This window comes from Xanthomonas sp. WHRI 8393 (assembly GCF_040203315.1).
Classification (GTDB): Bacteria; Pseudomonadota; Gammaproteobacteria; order Xanthomonadales; family Xanthomonadaceae; genus Xanthomonas; species Xanthomonas arboricola.
In genome coordinates, this window is record NZ_JBEGGL010000003.1 from 804,027 (window position 1) to 824,489 (window position 20,463).

General features: G+C 66.9%; 19 protein-coding genes and 1 tRNA gene. 10 read left to right on the plus strand and 10 right to left on the minus strand.

What is annotated here, in order from left to right; translation table 11 throughout:
- Nucleotides 1-109 precede the first annotated feature (109 nt).
- The 6 genes from ABQ137_RS13960 to ABQ137_RS13985 are packed head-to-tail and all read left to right on the plus strand — an operon-like array spanning nt 110 to nt 5,961.
- Nucleotides 110-1,141 carry a 3-oxoacyl-[acyl-carrier-protein] synthase III C-terminal domain-containing protein gene (locus ABQ137_RS13960; RefSeq protein WP_349782876.1) on the plus strand — a complete coding sequence of 344 codons (1,032 nt, stop codon included), beginning with the start codon at nt 110-112 and terminating at the stop codon, nt 1,139-1,141.
- A 35-nt stretch (nt 1,142-1,176) separates the two neighbouring features.
- A complete protein-coding gene (locus ABQ137_RS13965) occupies nt 1,177-2,025 on the plus strand; it encodes an MBL fold metallo-hydrolase (RefSeq protein ID WP_054592598.1) in 849 nt (282 codons plus the stop codon).
- Nucleotides 2,022-2,981, plus strand: a complete 960-nt coding sequence (locus ABQ137_RS13970) for an NAD-dependent epimerase/dehydratase family protein (RefSeq protein ID WP_349782878.1) — start codon at nt 2,022-2,024, stop codon at nt 2,979-2,981. Before ABQ137_RS13965 ends, ABQ137_RS13970 begins: the two co-directional genes overlap by 4 nt.
- Nucleotides 2,972-4,126, plus strand: coding sequence for a glycosyltransferase family 21 protein (locus ABQ137_RS13975; RefSeq protein WP_349782880.1), 1,155 nt, complete (start codon nt 2,972-2,974; stop codon nt 4,124-4,126). The genes ABQ137_RS13970 and ABQ137_RS13975 overlap by 10 nt, the downstream gene beginning before the upstream one ends.
- Nucleotides 4,104-4,715, plus strand: coding sequence for a hypothetical protein (locus ABQ137_RS13980; RefSeq protein ID WP_349782882.1), 612 nt, complete (start codon nt 4,104-4,106; stop codon nt 4,713-4,715). Before ABQ137_RS13975 ends, ABQ137_RS13980 begins: the two co-directional genes overlap by 23 nt.
- Nucleotides 4,705-5,961 (plus strand): glycosyltransferase, encoded by a 1,257-nt coding sequence (locus ABQ137_RS13985; RefSeq protein ID WP_102251774.1) that lies wholly within the window; start codon nt 4,705-4,707, stop codon nt 5,959-5,961. The genes ABQ137_RS13980 and ABQ137_RS13985 overlap by 11 nt, the downstream gene beginning before the upstream one ends.
- A 136-nt stretch (nt 5,962-6,097) precedes the next feature.
- On the opposite strand, the gene dxs is transcribed toward ABQ137_RS13985, so the two are convergent.
- The 5 genes from dxs to ABQ137_RS14010 all read right to left on the minus strand — a co-directional run bounded on the left by dxs (nt 6,098) and on the right by ABQ137_RS14010 (nt 12,759).
- Nucleotides 6,098-8,014: a 1-deoxy-D-xylulose-5-phosphate synthase gene (dxs, locus tag ABQ137_RS13990; protein ID WP_349782885.1), complete on the minus strand. Its 1,917-nt coding sequence runs from the start codon at nt 8,012-8,014 to the stop codon at nt 6,098-6,100.
- A gap of 367 nt (nt 8,015-8,381) precedes the next feature.
- Nucleotides 8,382-9,038 (minus strand): HNH endonuclease, encoded by a 657-nt coding sequence (locus ABQ137_RS13995; protein ID WP_039815122.1) that lies wholly within the window; start codon nt 9,036-9,038, stop codon nt 8,382-8,384.
- A gap of 738 nt (nt 9,039-9,776) precedes the next feature.
- Complete coding sequence (locus ABQ137_RS14000; RefSeq protein WP_349782887.1) at nt 9,777-11,570, minus strand: acyl-CoA dehydrogenase C-terminal domain-containing protein; 1,794 nt, start codon at nt 11,568-11,570, stop codon at nt 9,777-9,779.
- A gap of 37 nt (nt 11,571-11,607) precedes the next feature.
- On the minus strand, nt 11,608-12,084 hold the full coding sequence (locus ABQ137_RS14005; RefSeq protein WP_039522095.1) for an LEA/WHy family protein: 477 nt from the start codon (nt 12,082-12,084) through the stop codon (nt 11,608-11,610).
- Between the two features lie 138 nt (nt 12,085-12,222).
- Nucleotides 12,223-12,759 carry a lipocalin family protein gene (locus ABQ137_RS14010; protein WP_046343208.1) on the minus strand — a complete coding sequence of 179 codons (537 nt, stop codon included), beginning with the start codon at nt 12,757-12,759 and terminating at the stop codon, nt 12,223-12,225.
- A gap of 179 nt (nt 12,760-12,938) precedes the next feature.
- Between ABQ137_RS14010 and ABQ137_RS14015 the strand changes: the two genes are divergently transcribed.
- Together ABQ137_RS14015 and ABQ137_RS14020 are read left to right on the plus strand one after the other, a co-directional pair.
- A tRNA-Phe gene (locus ABQ137_RS14015) sits at nt 12,939-13,014 on the plus strand.
- Between the two features lie 41 nt (nt 13,015-13,055).
- A complete protein-coding gene (locus ABQ137_RS14020; RefSeq protein ID WP_349782889.1) occupies nt 13,056-13,457 on the plus strand; it encodes a hypothetical protein in 402 nt (133 codons plus the stop codon).
- A 135-nt stretch (nt 13,458-13,592) separates the two neighbouring features.
- Here ABQ137_RS14020 and ABQ137_RS14025 read toward each other — a convergent pair whose 3' ends face one another.
- Entirely contained in the window at nt 13,593-14,267 is a 675-nt protein-coding gene (locus ABQ137_RS14025; protein ID WP_046343203.1) for a class I SAM-dependent methyltransferase, read from the minus strand.
- A 270-nt stretch (nt 14,268-14,537) separates the two neighbouring features.
- Here ABQ137_RS14025 and ABQ137_RS14030 point away from each other — a divergent pair, with 270 nt between their 5' ends.
- Entirely contained in the window at nt 14,538-14,870 is a 333-nt protein-coding gene (locus ABQ137_RS14030; RefSeq protein WP_039523025.1) for an SMR family transporter, read from the plus strand.
- Nucleotides 14,871-15,004: 134 nt separating this feature from the next.
- Nucleotides 15,005-16,630 (plus strand): hybrid sensor histidine kinase/response regulator, encoded by a 1,626-nt coding sequence (locus ABQ137_RS14035; protein WP_054592577.1) that lies wholly within the window; start codon nt 15,005-15,007, stop codon nt 16,628-16,630.
- A 287-nt stretch (nt 16,631-16,917) separates the two neighbouring features.
- Here the strand turns inward: ABQ137_RS14035 and ABQ137_RS14040 are convergent, their stop codons facing one another.
- The 4 genes from ABQ137_RS14040 to ftsY all read right to left on the minus strand — a co-directional run bounded on the left by ABQ137_RS14040 (nt 16,918) and on the right by ftsY (nt 20,283).
- Nucleotides 16,918-17,196: an oxidative damage protection protein gene (locus ABQ137_RS14040; RefSeq protein WP_016902008.1), complete on the minus strand. Its 279-nt coding sequence runs from the start codon at nt 17,194-17,196 to the stop codon at nt 16,918-16,920.
- Nucleotides 17,197-17,218: 22 nt separating this feature from the next.
- A complete protein-coding gene (mutY, locus tag ABQ137_RS14045) occupies nt 17,219-18,292 on the minus strand; it encodes an A/G-specific adenine glycosylase (RefSeq protein ID WP_349782891.1) in 1,074 nt (357 codons plus the stop codon).
- Between the two features lie 74 nt (nt 18,293-18,366).
- Nucleotides 18,367-18,630: a hypothetical protein gene (locus tag ABQ137_RS14050; protein ID WP_349782893.1), complete on the minus strand. Its 264-nt coding sequence runs from the start codon at nt 18,628-18,630 to the stop codon at nt 18,367-18,369.
- The gene (gene ftsY / locus ABQ137_RS14055; RefSeq protein ID WP_349782895.1) at nt 18,631-20,283 is read right to left on the minus strand and encodes a signal recognition particle-docking protein FtsY; all 1,653 of its coding nucleotides are present in this window, start codon (nt 20,281-20,283) and stop codon (nt 18,631-18,633) included.
- Nucleotides 20,284-20,463 lie beyond the last annotated feature (180 nt).

Below are 20,463 nucleotides of genomic sequence, written 5' to 3' on the forward strand. Positions count from 1 at the left end.
GTGGTCTGGAACGAGGTGGCGATCGACTGACCGATCGCCGTCCTCGCAGGCGGGCGATGCGCATTGCGCGCTTCGGCGATCGATCGGCTCGGCCCACGCCAGCCACGGTATGCTGCGCGCCTTGTCCAACGAGACCTCCGTGTTGAACGCATTGCCGCTGTGCATTCTGGGCACCGGGCGCCATGTCCCCGCCACGGAGGTGACCTCGCAACAGCTGGATCAACGCTGGCAGCTGCCGGCAGGCACCACCTTCGCGCGCTCGGGAGTGGCCACGCGCCATTACGTGGGCGAGGGCGAGACGGCTTCGTCGATGGGTGCGGCGGCGGCGACCCAGGCGCTGGCAAGCGCGGGCATCGACCCCGGTCAGATCGATTGCCTGATCTCGGCCTGCAGCGTCATGGAGCAGCCGATTCCCTGCCAGGCGGTGCTGATCCAGCGCGCGCTCGGGCTGGGCGATTCGGGCATTCCGGCCTTCGACGTCAATGCGACCTGCCTGAGCTTTCTGGTGGCGCTGGACATGGCCGCGAATGCGTTGGCGCTCGGGCGCTACCGGTGCGTGTTGATCGTTTCCAGCGAGGTGGCATCGGGCGGGCTGGAGGCATCGACGCCGGCCACCGCCGGCTTGTTTGGCGATGGCGCGGCCGCGGTGGTCGTGGGGCGCAGCGCCGCCGATGACGGCTCGGCACTGCTGTCCAGCCGCCTGTCCAGTTACGGCGATGGCGCGGAGCTGTGCCGCATTCGCGGCGGCGGCACCCGCTATCCGCGCGGCGAAGAACAGTCGCCCGAAGCCTTGCGTAGCTTCAGCATGGATGGGCGCGGCGCCTACCGGTTCGCGGCGCGCCATCTGCCTGCATTCTGGGAACGGTTGCTGGGCGAGGCCGGCACCACCACGGCAGCGTTGCGCTGCCTGGTCCCGCACCAGGCCTCCGGGGGCGGCCTGGATCATGTGGTGCAGGCGCTGGGGCTGCGCCCCGATCAGGTGATTCGCATCCTGCAGGCCACCGGCAACCAGGTCGCCGCCTCGCTGCCGCATGCCTTGCATCACGCCCGGATCGAACAGCGCATGCAGCGTGGCGATCTGGTTGCGCTGCTCGGCACCGGTGCCGGGCTGGCGATCGGCGGCATGGTGTTGCGGTACTAGGGCGTGTGCGCATGTTCCGACCAGGTCGCGCCCTGATGCCGCCGCGCGTGTCGCTCGAGTTGCTGCGCATCGGCCATTGCCGCCATTGCGAGCGCATGGTGCGTGCGGACGGCCACTGGCATGCCGTGGAATTTCCCGCGTTGAGCGTGCTGATCCGGCATCCGCAGCGCGGCGCGCTGTTGTACGACACCGGGTATGCGGAGCATTTTTTCCGCGCGACCGATCCCTGGCCCGAGCGCCTGTATCGCTGGACCACGCCGGTGCACCTGCCCGCGCACGAAACGCTGGGCGCACAGCTGGCACGCCGTGGCGTGCAGCTAGAGGAGATCGCCTGGTGCCTGATTTCGCACTTCCATGCCGATCATGTCGGCGGTCTGCGCGATCTGCCCAACGCGCGCTTCCTGTGCCTGCGCGCCGACTATCAACAGCTGCGCAGTTGTTCGCGCATCGGCGGCCTGCGGCGTGCCTTGTTGCCGCAGCTGCTCCCCGAGGATTTCGATCGGCGCCTGCAGTTTGCCGAGCAGGCGCCGTTGCGTGCGTTGACCGGCGCCTGGCAAGGGCTGGGCGCGGCCTACGATCTGTTCGAGGACGGCAGCGTGCTGGCCGTGCCGTTGCCCGGACACGTGCCCGGGCAGATGGGCCTGTGGTTACGCGATCAACACGACCGCGAGGTGTTGCTGTGCGCCGACGCGGTGTGGTCGTCGGCGACCTGGTCTGCGCTGCAGTGGCCTGCCTGGCCCACACGTTTGTTGATGCATGATTGGCGCGCGTTCCGGCGCACCGTGCAGCAGCTGCACGCGCTGTCGCATGCACATCCGGAGTTGGCCATCCTGCCGTCGCATTGCCAACCCAGTCTTGACCGTTATCAACCGGAGTGGCGATGAGCCTGCGTATTCTCGTGACCGGTGCATCCGGCTTTGTCGGTGGGTCCTTCCTGCGACGTTTCCAGGGGCAGCCGGGCGTGGAGATCCACGGCATCGGGCGCCGCGCCAGCGATCTGCCCAACTACCATCGTATCGATCTGAGCCAGCCGTTCTCGTTGCAGTGGCAGCCGGATGTGGTGATCCACGCTGCGGCATTGGCCTCGCCGTGGGGCACGCGCGCGCAGTTCCAGTTGCACAACGTCCAGGCCACTGCCAACGTCATCGACTTCTGCAAGCGCCATGGCTGCCCGCGTCTGCTGTATGTGTCGTCCAGTTCGGTGTTCTATCGCGAGGAGCATCAATACGACCTCAGCGAGGACAGCCCGATCGGGCCGACGTTCGTCAACACCTACGCGCAGACCAAATACCTTGGCGAGACGCTGCTGGAGCAGTATCCGGGCGACAAATCCGTGCTACGCCCGCGTGCGGTGTTCGGGCCGGGAGACACGGTGCTGTTCCCGCGCGTGATCGCCGCTGCGCGCAAGGGGGCGCTGCCACGCTTCGTCGGCCAGACGCAGCCGGTGATCGGCGACCTGATCTACATCGTTACGCTGTGCGATTACCTCTATCGCGCTGCGACCGCGCCGCAGTTGCAGCCGGCCTACAACCTCACCAATGCGCAGCCGGTGGATCTGCAGCAGTTGCTGCTGGACCTGCTCACGCGCCTGCAGCTGCCGCTGCCGCAACGCGAGGTGCGCATCGCTACCGCACTGCGCATGGCCAGCGTGGTGGAAGCGGCGTATCGCGTGCTGCGCCTGCGCGGCGAGCCGCCGATCACGCGCTTCGGCGTGGGTGCATTTGCCTATTCCAAGACCTTCGACCCACGCCGCACGCTCGCCGATCTCGGGCCGCCCAGCGTCAGTCTGGAACAAGGCATCGAGGCATTCGTGCGTTGGCAGGCGGCGCAGTGGGCGTAGTCGTTCCGATAGTGGCAGCTGCCTACCTGGCGGTGCTGATGGTCAAGACGGCTGCAGTGCTGTGGGTGCTGCGTGGTGCACGCGCACTGCCAGCGGGGGGCGCCAGCGCAACCCTGGCCGAGGTGGCGATCCTGCAGCCGGTGCTAGGGGGCGATGCGCATTTGCAGCAGGTGCTTGCGGCCAACCTGCAAGCGCTGCCGAACGCGCAGTTCGTCTGGTTGCTGGATGCAGACGACATCCCGGGAAATGGCGTTGCCGATGCCTTGGTCGCGCTGCATCCGCATGCACGCATCCAGCGCATGCGGGTGCCGGCCGCGCCAGCCGGCATCAACCCCAAGGCCTGGAAGCTCGAGCACGCGCTGGCGCATGTGCGCGCGCCGATCAGCCTGATCCTCGACGACGATGCACAGCTGAGCGCCAGCGCGCTCGCGCGCCTGCTGCAGGATCTGACCGACGCCGATATGGTCACCGCGCTGCCGTACTACCAGGACAGCACCACGCTGCCAGGCCGGCTGTTGTCGCAGTTCGTCAACAACAACGCGGCGCTGACCTATCTGGGCTGGCTGCCGTTCGCCGCGCCGCTGACCATCAACGGCATGTGCTATGCCGCGCGTACCGAGCAGCTGCGTGCCTGGGGCGGGTTTGCTGCGCTACTGCAGCAGCTCACCGACGATCTGGCCGTTGCCACCTTGGTGCGTGAGCGCGGCGGGCGACTCCGCCAATCCGTTGCGCCGGTGGCGATGCGCACCGCGATGCCGGATCTGGCCAGCTACGCACGCCAGATGCATCGATGGATGCTGTTTGCGTTGATCCTGCTGCGTCGGCAGACCGTCGGCGTGTGTTCGGCGATCGGCGTGCTGCAGGGGCTGCCGCCGTTGCTGCTGCTGGCCTTGCTGGTCTGTGCCTGCGCGCAGGCGAGCTGGCCGGCGCTGGCCTGGGTGCTGGGCACCGTGCTGCTGCGTGCGCTGCTGCTGTGCCTGGTGCAATGGCGGGTGAGCGGCGCGGTTCGCCACCGTCCATTGCTGTCGGTCGTTGCGGAGTGCCTGCAGCCGCTGCATCTGCTGCATGCCGCGCTGGTGCGCACGATCCGCTGGCGCACCCGGCGTTATCGCGTGTTGCCGGATGGGCATTTTCGTGCGGACTGACGGCGCCAGCCTGCAGATCGCCTTCCTCACCGGGCAAAGCGATCCGGAAAGTTGCGCATTGAGCATGCAACAGCAGCATTTTCTGCAGCAGCTGCAAGGCCCGGGCCGGCGGCTGATCGACTGCAATTATCCGTATCGCTCCGCTAGTCCAACTTACCGGCACATGCCGCTGTGGCGTGCCAGCGTGTCCAACGCGCGCCAGTATCTGGCCGCGCGCGCCGCACGCGTTGCCGATGCAGATCGCATGCGCGTGGTGGCGCTGCTGGACCAGGTGCCGACGACGGTACTACTGGCCGGCAGTTGTGGCCTGCAGCTGCTGACAGCCTTACGGCTGCCGCAGGCGCTGCGCACGCGTCTTGCGGTGTTCGCCTATGGCCCGGTGTGCAATACGCCTGGCACGTTCGGGCAGCTGCGCGTCGTCCAGGGCAGCGGCGACTGGATCTCGCGCGCGCTGTTCGCCGATGCGCCCGATCTGACGCCTGCCTGCGGGCATCTGCACTATCTGCGCGATGCGACAGTGCTGGCCGAGTGCCAGGCCTTCATCGCGCAGGTCGAGCAGGCAGTGCAGGGGAGGGAACATGCGCATTGATCTGATCGCGCCGCCGTATAGCGGGCATCTGCATCCGATCCTGGCGATCGCCCGGCAGCTGGCGCCACATCACGATGTCCAGGTCATCAGCACGCCGGCGGCACTGGCGCGCATCCGTGCATGCGGGCTGAGCGCGGTCGGCGTGCTGGATGCACAAGCCGACCGGCAGTTGCTCGATATCGCCAATCCACCGCATGCGGTAGGCCACAATCCCTTGCGGCTGCGCCGACAGTTGCACAGCGCGCTTGGCCTGATGGCGCGCGTGGGCGATGCGGTACGGCAGCGCTGGAGCGAGCGGAGGCCGGACCTGGTGATCGCCGATTTCACTCTGCCGAGCGCGGGGCTGGCAGCGCAGGCGATGGGCATCGCCTGGTGGACCAGCATGCCGTCGCCATGCGTGATCGAAACCGGCGACGGGCCTCCGGCGTATTTCGGCGGCCTGCTTCCGCCATCCACGGCAGCGCAGCGGATCTGGCAGGCGATGGCGCGGCGGCTGACGCGCGGCTTCAAACGGAGCCTGCACCTGTGTTACCGCCGTCAGATGCGCGCATCCGGATTGCCGGCGATCTATCGCAGCGATCGCAGCGAGGCGGTGTATTCGCCGCACTGCATCCTGGCCCTGGGTCTGCCATCGTTCGAGTTGGCACGGCGCTGGCCGGCGGCGGTGCGCTTCGTCGGTCCGCAGCTGTGCACGCCGCCCGCGGCGGTTGCGCCGCCGCAGTTCGTCCCCGGTCGTCGGCATGTGCTGGTGACGCTGGGCACGCATCTGCAATGGGTCAAGCAGCGGATGGACCAGGTGCTGCGTGCCGTCGCAGTGCAGTTTCCGCAGGTGATCTTCCACTTCAGCGATGGCGATACCGCCGCGCCGCCAGCGCAGACGCACGGCAACTACCAGCGCCTGCCGTACGTGGACTACGCGCAGCAGCTGCATCGCTACGAGCTGGTGGTCCACCATGGCGGTGCCGGCATCCTGTATGCCTGCCTGGCCGCGGGCTTGCCGTCGATCGTCTACCCGCTGGATTACGATCAGTTCGACCATGCCGCGCGCCTGCAGCGCGCAGGTGCGTCGTGGTGGCTGCGCGAGCTGGACGGCCTGCCTGCGCTGTTGCGCGAGGCACTCGCTGCCACCGAGCTGCCAGTAGGCGTGCGCAGATTGCAGACGGAGCTGCACGACATCGATGCGCAGGCGCGCATCCTGCGGCTGGTGGAGGCGTTTGCACGCACCGGGGCGGTGCCGCAGGTGTGATGCGTTATCGCGCGGGATCGGTCGTGTTGCGGGTCACTACATCGGCGTCAGCATGCGGCATCCGTCATTGCCGGCACGGGCAGGCGATTCTGCAACCGCCTGCCGCAACTGCCGCCGTGTGTGACCCGCGCAGGCCTCAGCCTGCAGCGGCATTCAACGCGGGCGGCTTGCCTGCCATCAGTTGCGGCCAGCGCTTGAGCACGGCGGCGCGGATGCCGGCCTGGTCGATGCCGGCCTCGGCCAGCAGGTCTTCGCGGCTGGCGTGATGCTGGAAGCTGTCCGGCAGGCCCAGGTGCAGCAGCGGCATGGTGACCGCTTCGGCGTTGAGCAGCTCGGCCACGCCGGAACCGGCGCCGCCGGCAACGACGTTGTCTTCGATGGTGACGAAGCCTTCGTGGCTCTTGGCCAGCTCCAGCAGCATGGCTTTATCGAGCGGTTTGACGAAGCGCATGTTGACCACGGTCAGGCCGAGTTCGCGGCCGACCGCTTCTGCGGCATCGACGCTGGCGCCGAAACCCAGCAGGGCGATGCGTGTGCCGCTGTGACGCAGCTGCGCCTTGCCGATCGGCAGGCTGGTGAGCGATGCATCGAGTGCGCTGCCCGGGCCGGTGCCGCGCGGGTAACGCACTGCCGCCGGGCCTTCGTAATGCACGCCGGTGGTGAGCATCTGACGGCATTCGGCCTCGTCGGCCGGCGCCATCACCACCATGTGCGGGACGCAGCGCAGGAAGCTCAGGTCCAGGTTGCCGGCATGGGTGGCGCCATCCGGGCCGACCACGCCGCCGCGGTCGATCGCGAACAGCACGTCGAGCTTCTGCACCGCCACGTCGTGCACCAGCTGGTCGTAGCCGCGCTGCAGGAAGGTGGAGTAGATCGCCACCACCGGTTTGGCGCCCTGGGTCGCCATGCCGGCAGCCAGCGTCACCGCGTGTTGCTCGGCGATCGCCACGTCGAAATAGCGCTGCGGGTATTCCTTGCTGAAACGCACCAGGCCCGAGCCCTCGCGCATCGCCGGGGTGATCACCAGCAGCCTGGGTTCGGCCGCGGCCATGTCGCAGACCCAGTCGCTGAAGACATCGGTATAGGTCGGCTTCTTGGCGCCGGCCTTGGCGACCAGGCCCTTGCTCGGATCGAACGGGCCCACGGCGTGATAACCGATCTGGTCGCCTTCGGCCAGCTCGTAGCCCTTGCCCTTGGTGGTGATCACGTGCAGCAACTGCGGGCCCTTGAGCGTCTTCAGGGTCTTCAGTGCGCCGACCAGGCCGGGCAGGTCGTGGCCGTCGATCGGGCCGGTGTAGTGGAAGCCCATTTCCTCGAACAGCGTGGACGGCACGAACATGCCCTTCCAGTGTTCTTCCCAGCGCCGCACGAAGCGCGCGGTGGGATTGTTCTTCTTGTCGCCGAGGATCTTCTTGCCGCCCTCGCGGATGGCGTTGAGGGTGCGGCTGCCGCTGGCACGCCCCAGCATCTTGGTCAGCCCGCCGACCGCTTCGGAGATCGACATGCGGTTGTCGTTGAGGATCACCAGCAGGTTCGGCTCCGGGTCCATGCCGCCGGCGTGGTTGAGCGCCTCGTAGACCATGCCGGCGGTCATCGCGCCGTCGCCGATCACCGCCACCACCTTGCGCTCGTCGCCGTTGCGCTGCGCGGCGATCGCCATGCCCAGCGCGGCCGAGATCGAAGTCGAGGAATGCCCGACGCCGAAGGTGTCGTAGACGCTCTCTTCGCGCTTGGGGAAAGGCGCCACACCGTCCTTTTGCTTGACCGTGTGGATCTGGTCGCGGCGGCCGGTGAGGATCTTGTGCGGATAGGTCTGATGGCCCACATCCCACACCAGCTGATCGACCGGGGTCTGATACAGGTAGTGCAGGGCGACGGTGAGCTCGATCACGCCCAGTCCGGCCGCGAAATGCCCGCCGCTCTTGCCCACCGATTCGATGAGGTAGGCGCGCAGCTCTTCGGCGATCGCGGTCAGATCGGCCTCGTCGAAAGTGCGCAGATCGTCGGGGGTCTGGATGCGGGACAGGCGCGGATAGCGGGTGGAGTCGATCATCATCGTGTCAATGTTCTGAAGCCGTATTGTCCTCCCCATGCGAAGGCCCGGCAAGCAAACCGGTTCAGCTGTCAGCGGGAAGTGATGGCCGAGCGTGCTGGCAGCGCAGGCGGACGCGCCGGGTTTCCAGGGCTGCGGCAATCTGCCGCACCTGGGTCAGCGGCCTGGGATAGGTCAGGGTTGCCTGGCCGTCGTATGGCTCGCGGATGAAGCCGGTGCACAGGGGATAACGGGTACGAGGCCATGCGAGGCAATGCGCCGTCGTGAGCCGATCGCTCGACACCGTCGATGATGCCTTTCTCTCGATCGGCCATTGCCAACGGTCGTATTTGGCGCTCGCAACATCACGCCGAGCCGGTATGGCGGACTACAGCGACAGTTTCGAGCGCTTGGGCAACTGCGCGCGCAGGAACGCCATCTGGTCGGAGAGGATGTTGCGGTTGGACAGGATCAGATGTTCGATCCAGCTCGGCCGGTACGGCACGGCCAGCAACGGCATATGCGCCTGCTGTGGCGTCCGGTTGGCCTTGCGCGAGTTGCACTGGAAGCAGGCGGTGACCACGTTTTCCCAGCTGTCGCGGCCGCCCTTGGAGACCGGCATGACGTGATCGCGGGTCAGCTGCGGGCGACTGAAATGCTGGCCGCAATACATGCACAGCTGCGCGTCGCGCGCGAACAGGGCGGTGTTGCTGAGGGTCGGCGTCGGGTCCAGCGCACGCGAACGCGCGTGCCCGCGTGCGGCGATGATGGGATGCAGTTCCAGCACGCTGCGCTCGCCGGTCAGGCGCGAGATGCCGCCATGGATCTGCATGCAGGGCTCGCCCAGCGTCCAGGACACCGCATCGCGTGCGTAAAGACAGGCGGCGTCCTGCCAATTGATCCAGTCCAGCACGCGGCCATGCGCATCGAGCGACAGCAGGCGCAAGGTGGGAAGTTGCTGGATTGCAGCGACAGCGCTGCCCGCGACCGGAGCAGAAGAGCCTCCGGGGAAGATCACATCACCTGCGTGCGTGTCTGTCTCCATCGGGAAAACAGCTTATACCCGATCGTTGACAGTTTGTGTATCGCAGCGAACGGCTTTGGTGCGCGTCTTGCAATCATCGGTCGGCACGTCTCCGCGCAGCCGCCCCGCTGCGCAACCATGTTCTGACGCCTTGCAGGCCTTGCTTAGCCGTGTAGGAGCGCACCTGGGCGCGACGTCTCGCCGATCGGTACTGCCTCGTCGCGGCCAGGTCCGCTCCTACGACGGCGGCGGAAATCCTGCGGTGTTGCCGTAGGAGCGCACCCGGGCGCGACGTCCTGCCGTTCGGTACCGCCTCGTCGCGGCCAGGTCCGCTCCTACGACGGCGGCGGAATCCTGCGGTGTTGCCGTAGGAGCGCACCCGGGCGCGACGTCTTGCCGATCGGTACCGCCTCATCGCGGCCAGGTCCGCTCCTACGACGGCGGCGGAAATCCTGGGATGTTGCCGTAGGAGCGCACCAGGGCGCGACGTCTTGCCGATCGGTACCGCCTCGTCGCGGCCAGGTCCGCTCCTACGAAGGCGGCGGAATCCTGGGATGTTGCCGTAGGCGCGCACCCGGGCGCGACGTCTTGCCGATCGGTACTGCCTCGTCGCGGCCAGGTCCGCTCCTACGACAGCGGCGGAGTCCTGCGGTGTTGCCGTAGGAGCGCACCAGGGCGCGACGTCTTGCCGATCGGTGCCGCCTCATCGCGGCCAGGTCCGCTGCGACAGCGGCAGCCCGCCGCGATGATGACGCTTGCTCAGGCTTCGCCGAACAATTCCGCTTCCAGCGTCATCAACGGCGCTGCGCCGCTGCGGATGGTGGCGGCATGGGTCAGCGTGCGCGGCAACATGCGTGCGAAGTAGAAGCGGGCGGTTTCGCGCTTGGCGCGCTTGAACTCCTCGCTGTGCGCGGACGCATCGGCAGCGGCCACGCTACGCGCCCACCAGTACGCCAACACCACATAGCCGGAATAGAACAGGTAGTCGTAGCTGGCGGCACCGAGTTCGTCCGGGTTGCGGGCGGCGCGATCGAGCACGTCGCGGGTCAGCATCGCCCACTCGCTGCACTTGTCGCGCAGCGGCTTGATGAACTCAGCCAGCGCGGCATTGCCTTCCTGCGCATTGGCGAAGGTTTCCACATCGGCCAGGAACAGCTTGAGTCCCGCCGCCTGGCTGGCAGCGGTCTTGCGGCCGATCAGGTCCAGCGCCTGGATGCCGGTGGTGCCTTCGTAGATGGTGGTGATGCGCGCGTCGCGGGCCAGCTGCTCCATGCCGTATTCGCGGATATAGCCATGGCCGCCGAAGCACTGCAGCGCGTGGTAGGTGTTCTCGATCGACCACTCGGTCTGGCAGGCCTTGGAGATCGGGGTGAGGAAGCTCACCAGGGTCTCGGCGTCGGCGCGTTCCTGCTCGGTGGTGCCGCGGTGGGCCACATCGACCAGGCTGGCCGCGTGCAGCGCCAGCAGGCGGCTGCCTTCGGTCAGCGACTTGATGGTCAGCAGCATGCGGCGCACGTCCGGGTGCACGATGATCGGGTCGGCCGGCTTGTCGGGGAATTTGGCACCGCTGAGCGCGCGCGACTGCAGGCGCTCGCGGGTGTAGCGCAGCGCGTTCTGATACGCACGCTCGGACAGGCCGATGCCCTGCAGACCCACACTCAGGCGCGCGGTATTCATCATCGTAAACATGGCCTGCAGGCCCTTGTGCGGCTGGCCGACCAGATAGCCTTGCGCGCCTTCGAAGTTCATCACGCAGGTCACCGAGCCCTTGATGCCCATCTTGTGCTCGATCGAGCCGCAGTGCAGCGCATTGCGTTCGCCCACGTTGCCGTCGCGGTCCACCTTGAACTTGGGGGTGACGAACAGCGAGATGCCCTTGGCGCCGGCCGGTGCGTCCGGCAACTTGGCCAGCACCAGATGCACGATGTTGTCGGTGAGGTCGTGCTCGCCGGCGGTGATGAAGATCTTGGTGCCGGTGATGGCATAGCTGCCGTCGGCGTTGGGCTCGGCGCGGGTCTTGAGCAGGCCCAGGTCGGTGCCGCAATGCGGCTCGGTCAGGCACATGGTGCCGGTCCAGCGGCCGTCGATCAGTGGCTTGAGGAAGACATCCTGCTGCCAGGTTTCGCCGTGCTGGCGCAGCGCTTCCATCGCGCCGTGCGACAGCAGCGGGAAGTTGCCCCAGGCCAGGTTGGCGGCGTTGATCATTTCGCTCAACGGCACGCCCAGCGTGTGCGGCATGCCCTGGCCACCGAACTGCGTCTCGGCAGTGAGCCCGTTCCAGCCGCCTTCCACGAACTGGTCGTAGGCCGCACGGAAGCCGGGCGGGGTGGTCACCGCATGGGTGCTCTTGTCGAAGGCACAGCCGATTTCGTCGCCGATGCTGTTGAGCGGCGCCAGCACCTGCGCGGTGAAGCGGCCGGCTTCTTCGAGCACGGCGTCGATGATGTCGGTGCTGGCGTCGGCATAGCCGAGCCGGGCGAACAGGGCCTGCGCGCTGAGCACGTCGTGCAGGGCAAAGCGGAAATCGGTCAGCGGGGCGGTGTAGCTGCTCATGCGGGATCCTTCAAACGAGTGCGGGAAGGCGTGCGCGTCAGCGCAGCACGCCGTTGAGGCCGGGGGCCGGGCTGAGCGTGTTACGTGATTCGACGCTGAAATCGCGCTGCTTCTTGTCCTGCGGCGTCGCCCACACCGTGCCCTTGAGCGAGTAAGGCAGCGAGCGGCCGCCGGCGAGCACATCGGCCACAGTGAGACGGCCCAGCGAGGTCGGCTGCACGCTGACGGTCACCACGTCGGCGGTTTCCGGGCCGATCGAGATACCGACGCTCTGGTCGAGCTTGCCGGCCAACTGATCGCCGGCGGAAATCTCCAGCGCCACGCGCTCGAACTGCATCGGGATGCTGCTGTAGTTCTGCAGCCGCAGATCGACCGACCAGGAGCCATCGGCACGCACGGTCAATTGCTGGATGCTGGCGGCCGGCTCGGACACGCGGCGGACCGCACCGCCACAGGCGCTCAGCAGCAGGCCGCAGGCCAGCGACACGATCAGGAGACGGTAGGCACGACGCATGTACTGAGGTCCTTGGCGGGTGTAAGGCGGCGCCAAGAATACTACGCAGTACGGACGCTGCCTTGCTGCCTTGCGGCGTGTCCGTGCGCAGGCGTTGCGGCACACGACGCAGCACGGCCTGCGTTCAGGCTGCTGGCGTCAACGCAAGGGCGCAGCCACGATCAGCGGCGACAGGTCATAGCCCATCTGCGTAGCCTGACGCTTGAGTTGCTCGAGCTGCGCGCGCGGCATCTGTGGCGAGCGCGACAGGATCCACAGGTATTTGCGATCCGGCTCGCCGACCACTGCCCATTGGTAGTCCGGGTCGAGCGCGATCACCCAATAGTCGGCCCACACCAGCGGCAACCAGCTCAGCCACTCCGGCGCAAAGCGCACCTGCAGCTGCCCGGGCCGGCCCTCGACCGGCCGTGCCACTCCCTCGGCCTGGGTCAGCTCGCCATCGGCGCTGCGGCAGCCGTTGCGCACGCCGATCAAGCCATCGTCGCGCAAGGTGTAGCTGGCGGTGATGTCGCTGCGGCACTTCTTCTGGAACGACACCGGAAGATGCGCGATCTCGTGCCACTGCCCGGCATAGCGGGAGATGTCCAGTTGCGGCACTGCGCGTACCGGCTGTTGGGCCGCAGCCATCAACGGCAGCAGCAAGGCGAGCGACAACAGCAGGCAGGGCAGGCGCATGACATTCTCCTCGGGATCTGCGCAGGCTAGGCCATGCCGCCTTCCGCGCGGTGTGAACCGATGCAGGAAAGCGCGGTCGCCGCGCCGGCCCGCAACAAAGTTCATCGCAACGCTTGCTCAAACTGCGCCTGCTCGCTATGATGCGCGTCCTCGCAACGCAGGCAGCATGTTGCGATAGTGGCCGAGTAGCTCAGTTGGTAGAGCAGGGGATTGAAAATCCCCGTGTCGGCGGTTCGATTCCGTCCTCGGCCACCATTTCCACGCCTTCGTTCGCAAGGCGTCCCGGCAATCGCCGGATGTGCAAACTCTCTTCCTTGTTTTGTCGATGCAACGTTGCGGCGATTGCTGCGGATGGACTTGTTGCGTTTGCCGGCAGACCTGGCGCCTGCGGCGGCGGTTTTCCACATGGTCTTCAACTGCGCGTGGCGATACTTCCGGGCATGACGCACAGAACACTTCGACGCACGTTGATTCACGGCTACTGCGGTGAGTTCCGCGTGGAAACGATGGAAAGTCAGGCCCCTGGACAGACCCAGTGGTCGTCGACGGCGTTCGTGTATCACCGCGACCATCCTTCGCCGATCGCCACGATCGAAGGCGCAGGGCAGGGCGAATACCGCGGCGATGCGCGCGAGCAGGCACTGCGCGTGGGTTCCTGTCTTGCCGAGTTTCTGGACCCGAAGGAATACCGGCTCTGACGACTTGGCGCCCGCTCTGCGGCGCCAGGCTCCGCCGATGCGCATGAGCGGGCGCCAGAAGCGCAAGGCCGATCCGTGCAGGCCGATCGCGCTGTCTGCCGATACGTCTGCACCCGAGTCACGCGGCAGGGACACTTAACCCTCTGCGGGCCACCAGTTGTCCATGTTGCGCCGGTAGACGAACAGGCGCGGCGCCTTGGCCACCTGCGCTGCGGCCTGGCGTTCGCCGGCGACCAACGAAAACCCGATGTCCGCCAGCATGCGCGAGAGCGCGTTGGCGTTGCCGCGGCCCGGATCGCTGATGACGATCTCGCACGAAGGCCTGGCCAGCGCGGGAATGAGGCTGGCCAACATGGTGGCGTGGCGGGTTTCATACAGCACGTCGCTGGCGATGATCATGTCGAACTGGCCCATGTTCAGCGCGCCGGCGTCCCAGTCGAGCCGGCGATACGGCACCGAGTCCAGGGAGTTGAGTGCGGCGTTGTACGCCAGGAACACCTCTGCCAGCGGGTGATGATCGCTGGCGACCACGTCGGCGCCGCGCCGGCGCAACACCAGGCTGGCCAGCCCCAGGCCGCAGCCGAGTTCGAGAATGCGCCGGCCTTCGATCGGGCGCGTGGCCATTGCTTCTGCTAGTAGCTGGCCGGCAGGCCAGACCTGCCCGAACAGGCTCCACTGCGCCGAGGAGATGCCGGCATCGGCCGCACTCTCGTCCGGATCGGCGTATTGCTGTTTGTCGGCAAGTGCGCGGATGACGTAGGTCAGTTGCCCGAAGGTCAACTCGTGAATCTGGGTCTGGTAGCCCGGCATGGTGGCATCGCATGATTGCCAGAGCCTGCGCTGGCTGGAAAGACGCGCGCAACGGCGCCAGAACGGCCGAATGAAGCGCAAGAGCTGCTTGCTGCCTGCGCATGCTACGGCAAAACGACCGATGCACCTGCCTGCCAGTGCTCGCCCGCCGTGCCTGCATTAGCCTGCTTTCAGCAAGCGACGGCGCAGGCAATGGCGCACAGCGGCGCGCTTGCAAGCAAGCCGGTGCCTGCCGCTATGGTCGCCGCATTCCACGGGCAAGGTGCGGCGATGAAGAACTGGATATTCCTGGCAATCGCGATCTGCGCAGAAGTCACCGCCACGGCGGCGCTCAAATCGAGCGAAGGCTTCACGCGCATGTGGCCATCGCTGCTCACCGTGCTGGGCTACGGCATTTCGTTCTATTTCCTGGCGCTGACGCTGCGCGTGATCCCGGTCGGCATCGCCTACGCCATGTGGTCGGGCGCGGGCATCGTGTTGATTTCGCTGGTGGCCTGGGCCGTGCACGGACAACGGCTGGATGCGCCGGCGCTGCTGGGCATGGGCCTGATCGTGGCCGGTGCGGTGGTCATCAACGTGTTTTCCAAGGTGGCGCCGCATTAGCGCGTGCTGCCTGCCGCACGCCGGGTTGCATCGGCGGGCGCGGCCGTACGGGAAAGGCTCATGGATGTGAGGAATCAACTCACCGGCCCCAACTAGACTATCACCACGGGAATGGCCCCGCGGAGAACATGCACTTGAACGATCCTGGTAACGGAGAGCTGCGGGCGCCTCATATCAGCGAATCTCGCAGCCTGCCTGTGGAGAAGCATCGCTCGGATATCTTTTTTGCCGCGGTGGAAACCACGCGCATGCCGATGACGGTCACCGACCCGCATCTGCCCGACAATCCGATCGTGTTCGCCAACCGGGCGTTTCTGGAAATGACCGGGTATTCGTCCGAGGAGATCATCGGCAACAACTGCCGTTTCCTGCAGGGCCCGGAAACCGATCCGGCCAGCGTGCAGGACGTGCGCGAGTCCATCGAGCAACGCCGCGAATTCGCCACCGAGGTGCTGAATTACCGCAAGGATGGCTCCTCGTTCTGGAATGCGCTGTTCGTCTCGCCGGTGTTCGACGAGCAAGGCAACCTGGTCTACTTCTTCGGTTCGCAGTTGGACGTGAGTCGTCGTCGCGATGCCGAGGACGCCTTGCGCCAGGCGCAGAAGATGGAAGCGCTGGGGCAGTTGACCGGCGGCATCGCGCACGATTTCAACAATCTGCTGCAGGTGATGTCCGGGCATCTGGAAGTGATCCAGATGATGGTCTCCGGCGATGCCGCCAGGAATGCCGAACGCATCGCCTTCAGCGCCGAACATGCCGCAACCGCCGCGGCCAAGGCGGCCACCCTGACCCAGCAATTGCTGGCGTTTTCGCGCAAGCAGAAATTGCGGGGGCGGGTGGTCAATCTCAATGGCCTGGTGTCGGGCATGAACAACATGGCCGAGCGCACGCTGGGGGGCGGCATCAGCCTGCGGCAGTCGCTGGAAGAGGGGCTGTGGAACTGCCAGATCGACACCACCCAGGCCGAAGTGGCGCTGTTGAACGTGCTGATCAATGCGCGCGATGCGATGGCGCAGTCCGAGCGCAAGGAAGTGACCGTGCAGACCCAGAACGTGGAAATCACCAGCCACGATCTGGCCATGCACCACCAGTTGGCGCCGGGTCGTTATGTGAGCATTGCCGTCAGCGACACGGGCCTGGGCATGCCGCCGGAGGTGGCCAGCCGCGTCATGGAGCCGTTCTTTACCACCAAGGACGAGGGGCAGGGCACAGGCCTGGGTCTGTCGATGGTGTATGGCTTCGTCAAGCAGTCCGGCGGCACCGTGCGCATCTACAGCGAAGTGGGCGAAGGCACCACGGTGCGGTTGTATTTCCCCGCATCCAACGAGTTCGAGAACGACCTGCAGGCCGTCAAGAGCCGTGCCATCGACAAGGGCGGCAGCGAAACCATCCTGGTGGTGGAAGACAAGCAGGACGTGGCGGTGGTGGCCAGGATGTTCCTGGAAAACGCCGGTTACCGCATTCTCTCTGCAGCCAGCGGGCGCGAGGCGATCGAGTTACTCGAGCAGCATGCGGAAGTGGATGCGCTGTTCACCGATCTGATCATGCCCGGCGGCATGAATGGCGTGGTGCTGGCCCGCGAGGCGCGGCGCATGCTGCCCAGGATCAAGGTCCTGCTGACCACCGGCTATGCCGATGCCAGCATTCAGCGCACCGACGTGGGCGGCGCGGAGTTCGACGTGGTCAACAAACCGTATACGCAGAAGGAGCTGCTCAAGCGGATCCGCATGCTGCTGGACGGGCCGACCGGCGTCGGTTGAGGCGCACGCATCTGGGCGGTGCGATTCAGGGCGGTGCGATGCCCTGAAGTCGCCTGCAGATGGTCGCTGCGATCGTGTAGCGGCTGATGCGTTGCAGGCCTATCCTTGGCTGCGCTCGCTCTGTCCTGTCTGACAACGGCTAAAGCCGCGGCCAGCAATGCCCGGCCCGAAGGAAGTGTTGCGCAGGATCTGGACGGCATGCGTGATGCATGCCGATCCCGGTCACAGGCCGCGCCTGTCCGGCGGTGAGCGCAGTGGTCTGTTGGCCGCGCTGAATCCCGACGTGCTTATTCTTCGCTCATCGGCGCGACATAGCCATCCGGCTTGTCGGCATTGCGTTCGAACAGGAACTTCTGCAACTCGGCTTCGAGAAACGCACGGTGCTTGGGGTCGCGCGGCGACAGCCGGTTTTCGTTGATCAGCATGGTCTGATGCGCCAGCCAGGCCTGCCATGCGCTCTTGCCGATCTGCGCGAACACGCGCTGGCCGAGCTCGCCGGGATACGGCACAAAATCCAGGCCTTCGGTGTCGCATTGCTGGTACTGGCAGAACACGGTGCGGGACATGCGGATTCCTTTGAGTGCGCGCCTAGAGGGCGTCGAGCAGTTTGCGGATCGGCGCCGGCAAGCCCAGCGATGCGAGATCGGCGCGGGCGACCCAGCGCAGGTCGTCATTGTCGCGTACCGCCGCGCGCAGTGCGACCTTGCCGAGGCGCAAGGGCTGCAGATGCAGCCGGTAATGACTGAAGGTGTGCACGATCAGCGGCAGTTCGTCGGCGCGGTCGTAGTTGCCATCGATGTGTTTGTCGAACCATGCGCGCATGCCGCTGTCGGTCTCGGCCTGCGGCAGCGTCCACAGCGAGGCCCAGATGCCGGTCGGTGGGCGGCGCTGCAGCAGGATCTGCCTGTCTGCGTTTTCCAGCAGCAAGGCGGTGGCTTCGCGCTCGGGCAACGCCTTGCCGGGCTTGGGCGTGGGCAGTGCGTCGACCAGGCCATCGCGGCGCGCCACGCAATCGTCCTGCAGCGGGCACAGCACGCAGGCCGGTTTGGCGCGTGTGCATAGCGTGGCGCCGAAATCCATCTGCGCCTGGGTGTAGTTGGCCAGGCGGCCGGCCGGCACCTGCGCCACATGCGTCGTCGCCAGTTGCCATAACTGCTTTTCGATCGCCGGCAGGCCGGGGTAGCCGGCAATGCCGTGGAAGCGCGTCAGCACGCGTTTGACGTTGCCGTCCATGATCGCGAAGCGGTCGTTCCAGGCCTGGCTGAGGATCGCGCCGGCGGTGCTGCGGCCGATGCCGGGCAACGCCAGCAACGCATCGAAGTCGCGTGGCAGCTCGCCATCGTGCAGGGCGACGCATTGCCGGGCTGCGGCATGCAGGTTGCGTGCGCGTGCGTAGTAGCCCAACCCGGCCCAGTGCGCCATCACGGTGTCGTTGTCGGCTGCGGCCAGGTCGGCCAGGGTCGGAAAGCGGGCGACGAACTTGTGGAAATACGGAATGACCACCGCAACCTGGGTCTGCTGCAGCATGATTTCCGACAACCACACCCGGTAAGGCGCGCGCGGATGTTGCCAGGGCAGGTCGTGGCGACCGTGGCCGTCGAACCAGTGCAGCAGGCGGTCGACGAAGGCGTCAGCGGTGGCAGTGGCGTGATCGGCTGGCATGGGGTCTGCTGGCGAAGGAAGGCGATGACGGCGGGCGGATGACGCCCGGCTGTGCGCGTATGGCGGTGGACCGGTCAGTGCAGCGGAAACGCAAGTCCAACCCGGCATTGGTCGCAGAAGAAGCCTTCATCGCCAGGCCAGTGCGGTGCGGCCGGTGCATGGTAATGAACCAGCTCTGCATGGCGCCGCGCCTGCTTGCGCAACGCCGCCGGCAATGGCTGGGCGAACTCCAGCACACGCTTGGCGCGCGACCAGTCGCCGGACACTCCGCGCACCGTGCAGCCTGCCTGCAGCGCCTGCGCGCACAGCGCTTGCAGATGCGGGCAGGCCTCTGCCACTCAGCTGCCCAGTGCTTCCGGCAACAACGCATCGACGAAGGCGACCGGGTCGAACACGCGTAGATCTTCCGGGCGCTCTCCGATGCCGGCGAAGCGGATCGGAATGCCGAACTCGCGCGCCAGTGCGAACACCACGCCGCCCTTGGCGGTGCCATCGAGCTTGGTCACGACCAGGCCGGTGACGCCGACCGCGGCATGGAACTGGCGCAGCTGCGAGATGGCGTTCTGGCCGGTGGTGCCGTCGATGACCATCAGCACCTCGTGCGGTGCGGCAGCATCGATCTTGCCGAGCACGCGACGGATCTTGCCCAGCTCGTTCATCAGCCCGGTCTGGGTGTGCAGGCGGCCGGCGGTGTCGGCGATCAACACCTCGGTGCCACGCGCCTTGGCAGCCTGCAGCGCGTCGAACGCTACCGAGGCGGCATCGGCATTCTGCCCCTGCGCGATCACGGCCACGCCGTTGCGATCGCCCCAGGCCTGCAGCTGCGCCACCGCCGCGGCGCGGAAGGTGTCGCCGGCGGCCAGCATCAGGCTGTTGCCGTCGTCCTTGAAGCGCTTGGCCAGCTTGCCGATGGTGGTGGTCTTGCCGACGCCGTTGACGCCGACGGTGAGCACCACGAAGGGCTTGGCCGAGCGGTCGATGACCAGCGGTTTGGAAACCGGCTGCAGCAGCGCGATCAGATCGGCGCGCAAGGCCTTGAACATCGCCTGCGCATCGGCGAACTCGCGCGACTTCATGCGCTTGCGCAGCCCTTCGACCAGGGCGGTGGTCGCGCCGATGCCAACGTCGGCGGTGATCAGCGCGGTTTCGATCTCGTCGAGCAGGTCGTCGTCAAGCTTGGGGTTGCGCGAGAACAGACCGCCGAAGCTGCGCGCGAAGCTGCTGTTGCGCAGGCGGTCGCGCCAGCCAGGCTTGCCGGCCGGGGCGGCAGGTAGCGCATCGCGCTGGCCGACGATGCTGTCGTTGTCGGAACTGGCCGGCACTGGGGCGCTGATCACGGCCGGGGCGACGACGCTGGGCGCGGCGGTGGGCAACGGGGCGACGGCCGGTTGCACTGCGGGCGCAGCTGTTGCGGCGGCAGGTGTCACGACAGCGGGTGTCACGACGGTAAGCGTGGCAGCAGGCGTTGCAGTCGACGGTACGACTGCGGGCGCGGCGCCTTGTGCAGGCGTCGGCGCAGGCGTGCCTGCCGGTTGCGCGGGTGCGCTGTGCGGCTGCACGACCACCGGCGGCGGTACCACTACCGTGGGAGCGTGCGGCGCGGCAGACGGAAGCGGATCGGGCAGCGCCTGCAATGCCTGAGGCGTCGGCGTGGCCAACGACGTGGGTGCGTTGGGGACTGCGGCAATGCTCTGCGCCTGGCCAGTGCGCGTGGCGATGTCCTGGGCAAGTTGGTCGGCCGGTGCCGCGGCAGGCGGCGTTGCGGCGGGCGTCGGCGTTACCGCATCGCTGCGCGCGGGTGCGGCAGGCGCGGGTGATGATGGTGTGGCCGATGTGCCAGGTTCGGCAGTCGGCATTGCCTCGACCGGCGATGCCGGGGTGGCGGCAGACGGCGCGGTGGGGAATGCGGCTGCCAGTTCTTCCAGGCTATAGCGCGAGGTACGCGCGCTGTCGGGCGTGGTGGGCTTGTTACGGCGGAAAAAGCTGGCCATTGGCAACGCGGTAGGGGAAACCCGAAATTCTACCATCCGGGCCCAGGGTCGCCTTGACGCGACCTTCAGCGCGAGCCTGCCTGCGCCGCCTCCTGCACGCCGCGACAGCGGTGCAACAACCCGCGCAAACCGCATCGCCGCGGCATCGCCAATGCTGCCGAATTCGGCATTTGTGCCAAT

Bases quoted from the DNA above. Each gene is read 5' to 3' on its own strand.
- ABQ137_RS13960 (WP_349782876.1), top strand. From the start codon at position 110: ATGCTGCGCGCCTTGTCCAACGAGACCTCCGTGTTGAACGCATTGCCG.
- ABQ137_RS13965 (WP_054592598.1), top strand. From the start codon at position 1,177: ATGCCGCCGCGCGTGTCGCTCGAGTTGCTGCGCATCGGCCATTGCCGC.
- ABQ137_RS13970 (WP_349782878.1), top strand. From the start codon at position 2,022: ATGAGCCTGCGTATTCTCGTGACCGGTGCATCCGGCTTTGTCGGTGGG.
- ABQ137_RS13980 (WP_349782882.1), top strand. From the start codon at position 4,104: ATGGGCATTTTCGTGCGGACTGACGGCGCCAGCCTGCAGATCGCCTTC.
- ABQ137_RS13985 (WP_102251774.1), top strand. From the start codon at position 4,705: ATGCGCATTGATCTGATCGCGCCGCCGTATAGCGGGCATCTGCATCCG.
- dxs (WP_349782885.1), bottom strand. From the start codon at position 8,014: ATGATCGACTCCACCCGCTATCCGCGCCTGTCCCGCATCCAGACCCCC.
- ABQ137_RS13995 (WP_039815122.1), bottom strand. From the start codon at position 9,038: ATGGAGACAGACACGCACGCAGGTGATGTGATCTTCCCCGGAGGCTCT.
- ABQ137_RS14000 (WP_349782887.1), bottom strand. From the start codon at position 11,570: ATGAGCAGCTACACCGCCCCGCTGACCGATTTCCGCTTTGCCCTGCAC.
- ABQ137_RS14005 (WP_039522095.1), bottom strand. From the start codon at position 12,084: ATGCGTCGTGCCTACCGTCTCCTGATCGTGTCGCTGGCCTGCGGCCTG.
- ABQ137_RS14010 (WP_046343208.1), bottom strand. From the start codon at position 12,759: ATGCGCCTGCCCTGCCTGCTGTTGTCGCTCGCCTTGCTGCTGCCGTTG.
- ABQ137_RS14020 (WP_349782889.1), top strand. From the start codon at position 13,056: ATGTGCAAACTCTCTTCCTTGTTTTGTCGATGCAACGTTGCGGCGATT.
- ABQ137_RS14025 (WP_046343203.1), bottom strand. From the start codon at position 14,267: ATGCCGGGCTACCAGACCCAGATTCACGAGTTGACCTTCGGGCAACTG.
- ABQ137_RS14030 (WP_039523025.1), top strand. From the start codon at position 14,538: ATGAAGAACTGGATATTCCTGGCAATCGCGATCTGCGCAGAAGTCACC.
- ABQ137_RS14040 (WP_016902008.1), bottom strand. From the start codon at position 17,196: ATGTCCCGCACCGTGTTCTGCCAGTACCAGCAATGCGACACCGAAGGC.
- mutY (WP_349782891.1), bottom strand. From the start codon at position 18,292: ATGCCAGCCGATCACGCCACTGCCACCGCTGACGCCTTCGTCGACCGC.
- ftsY (WP_349782895.1), bottom strand. From the start codon at position 20,283: ATGGCCAGCTTTTTCCGCCGTAACAAGCCCACCACGCCCGACAGCGCG.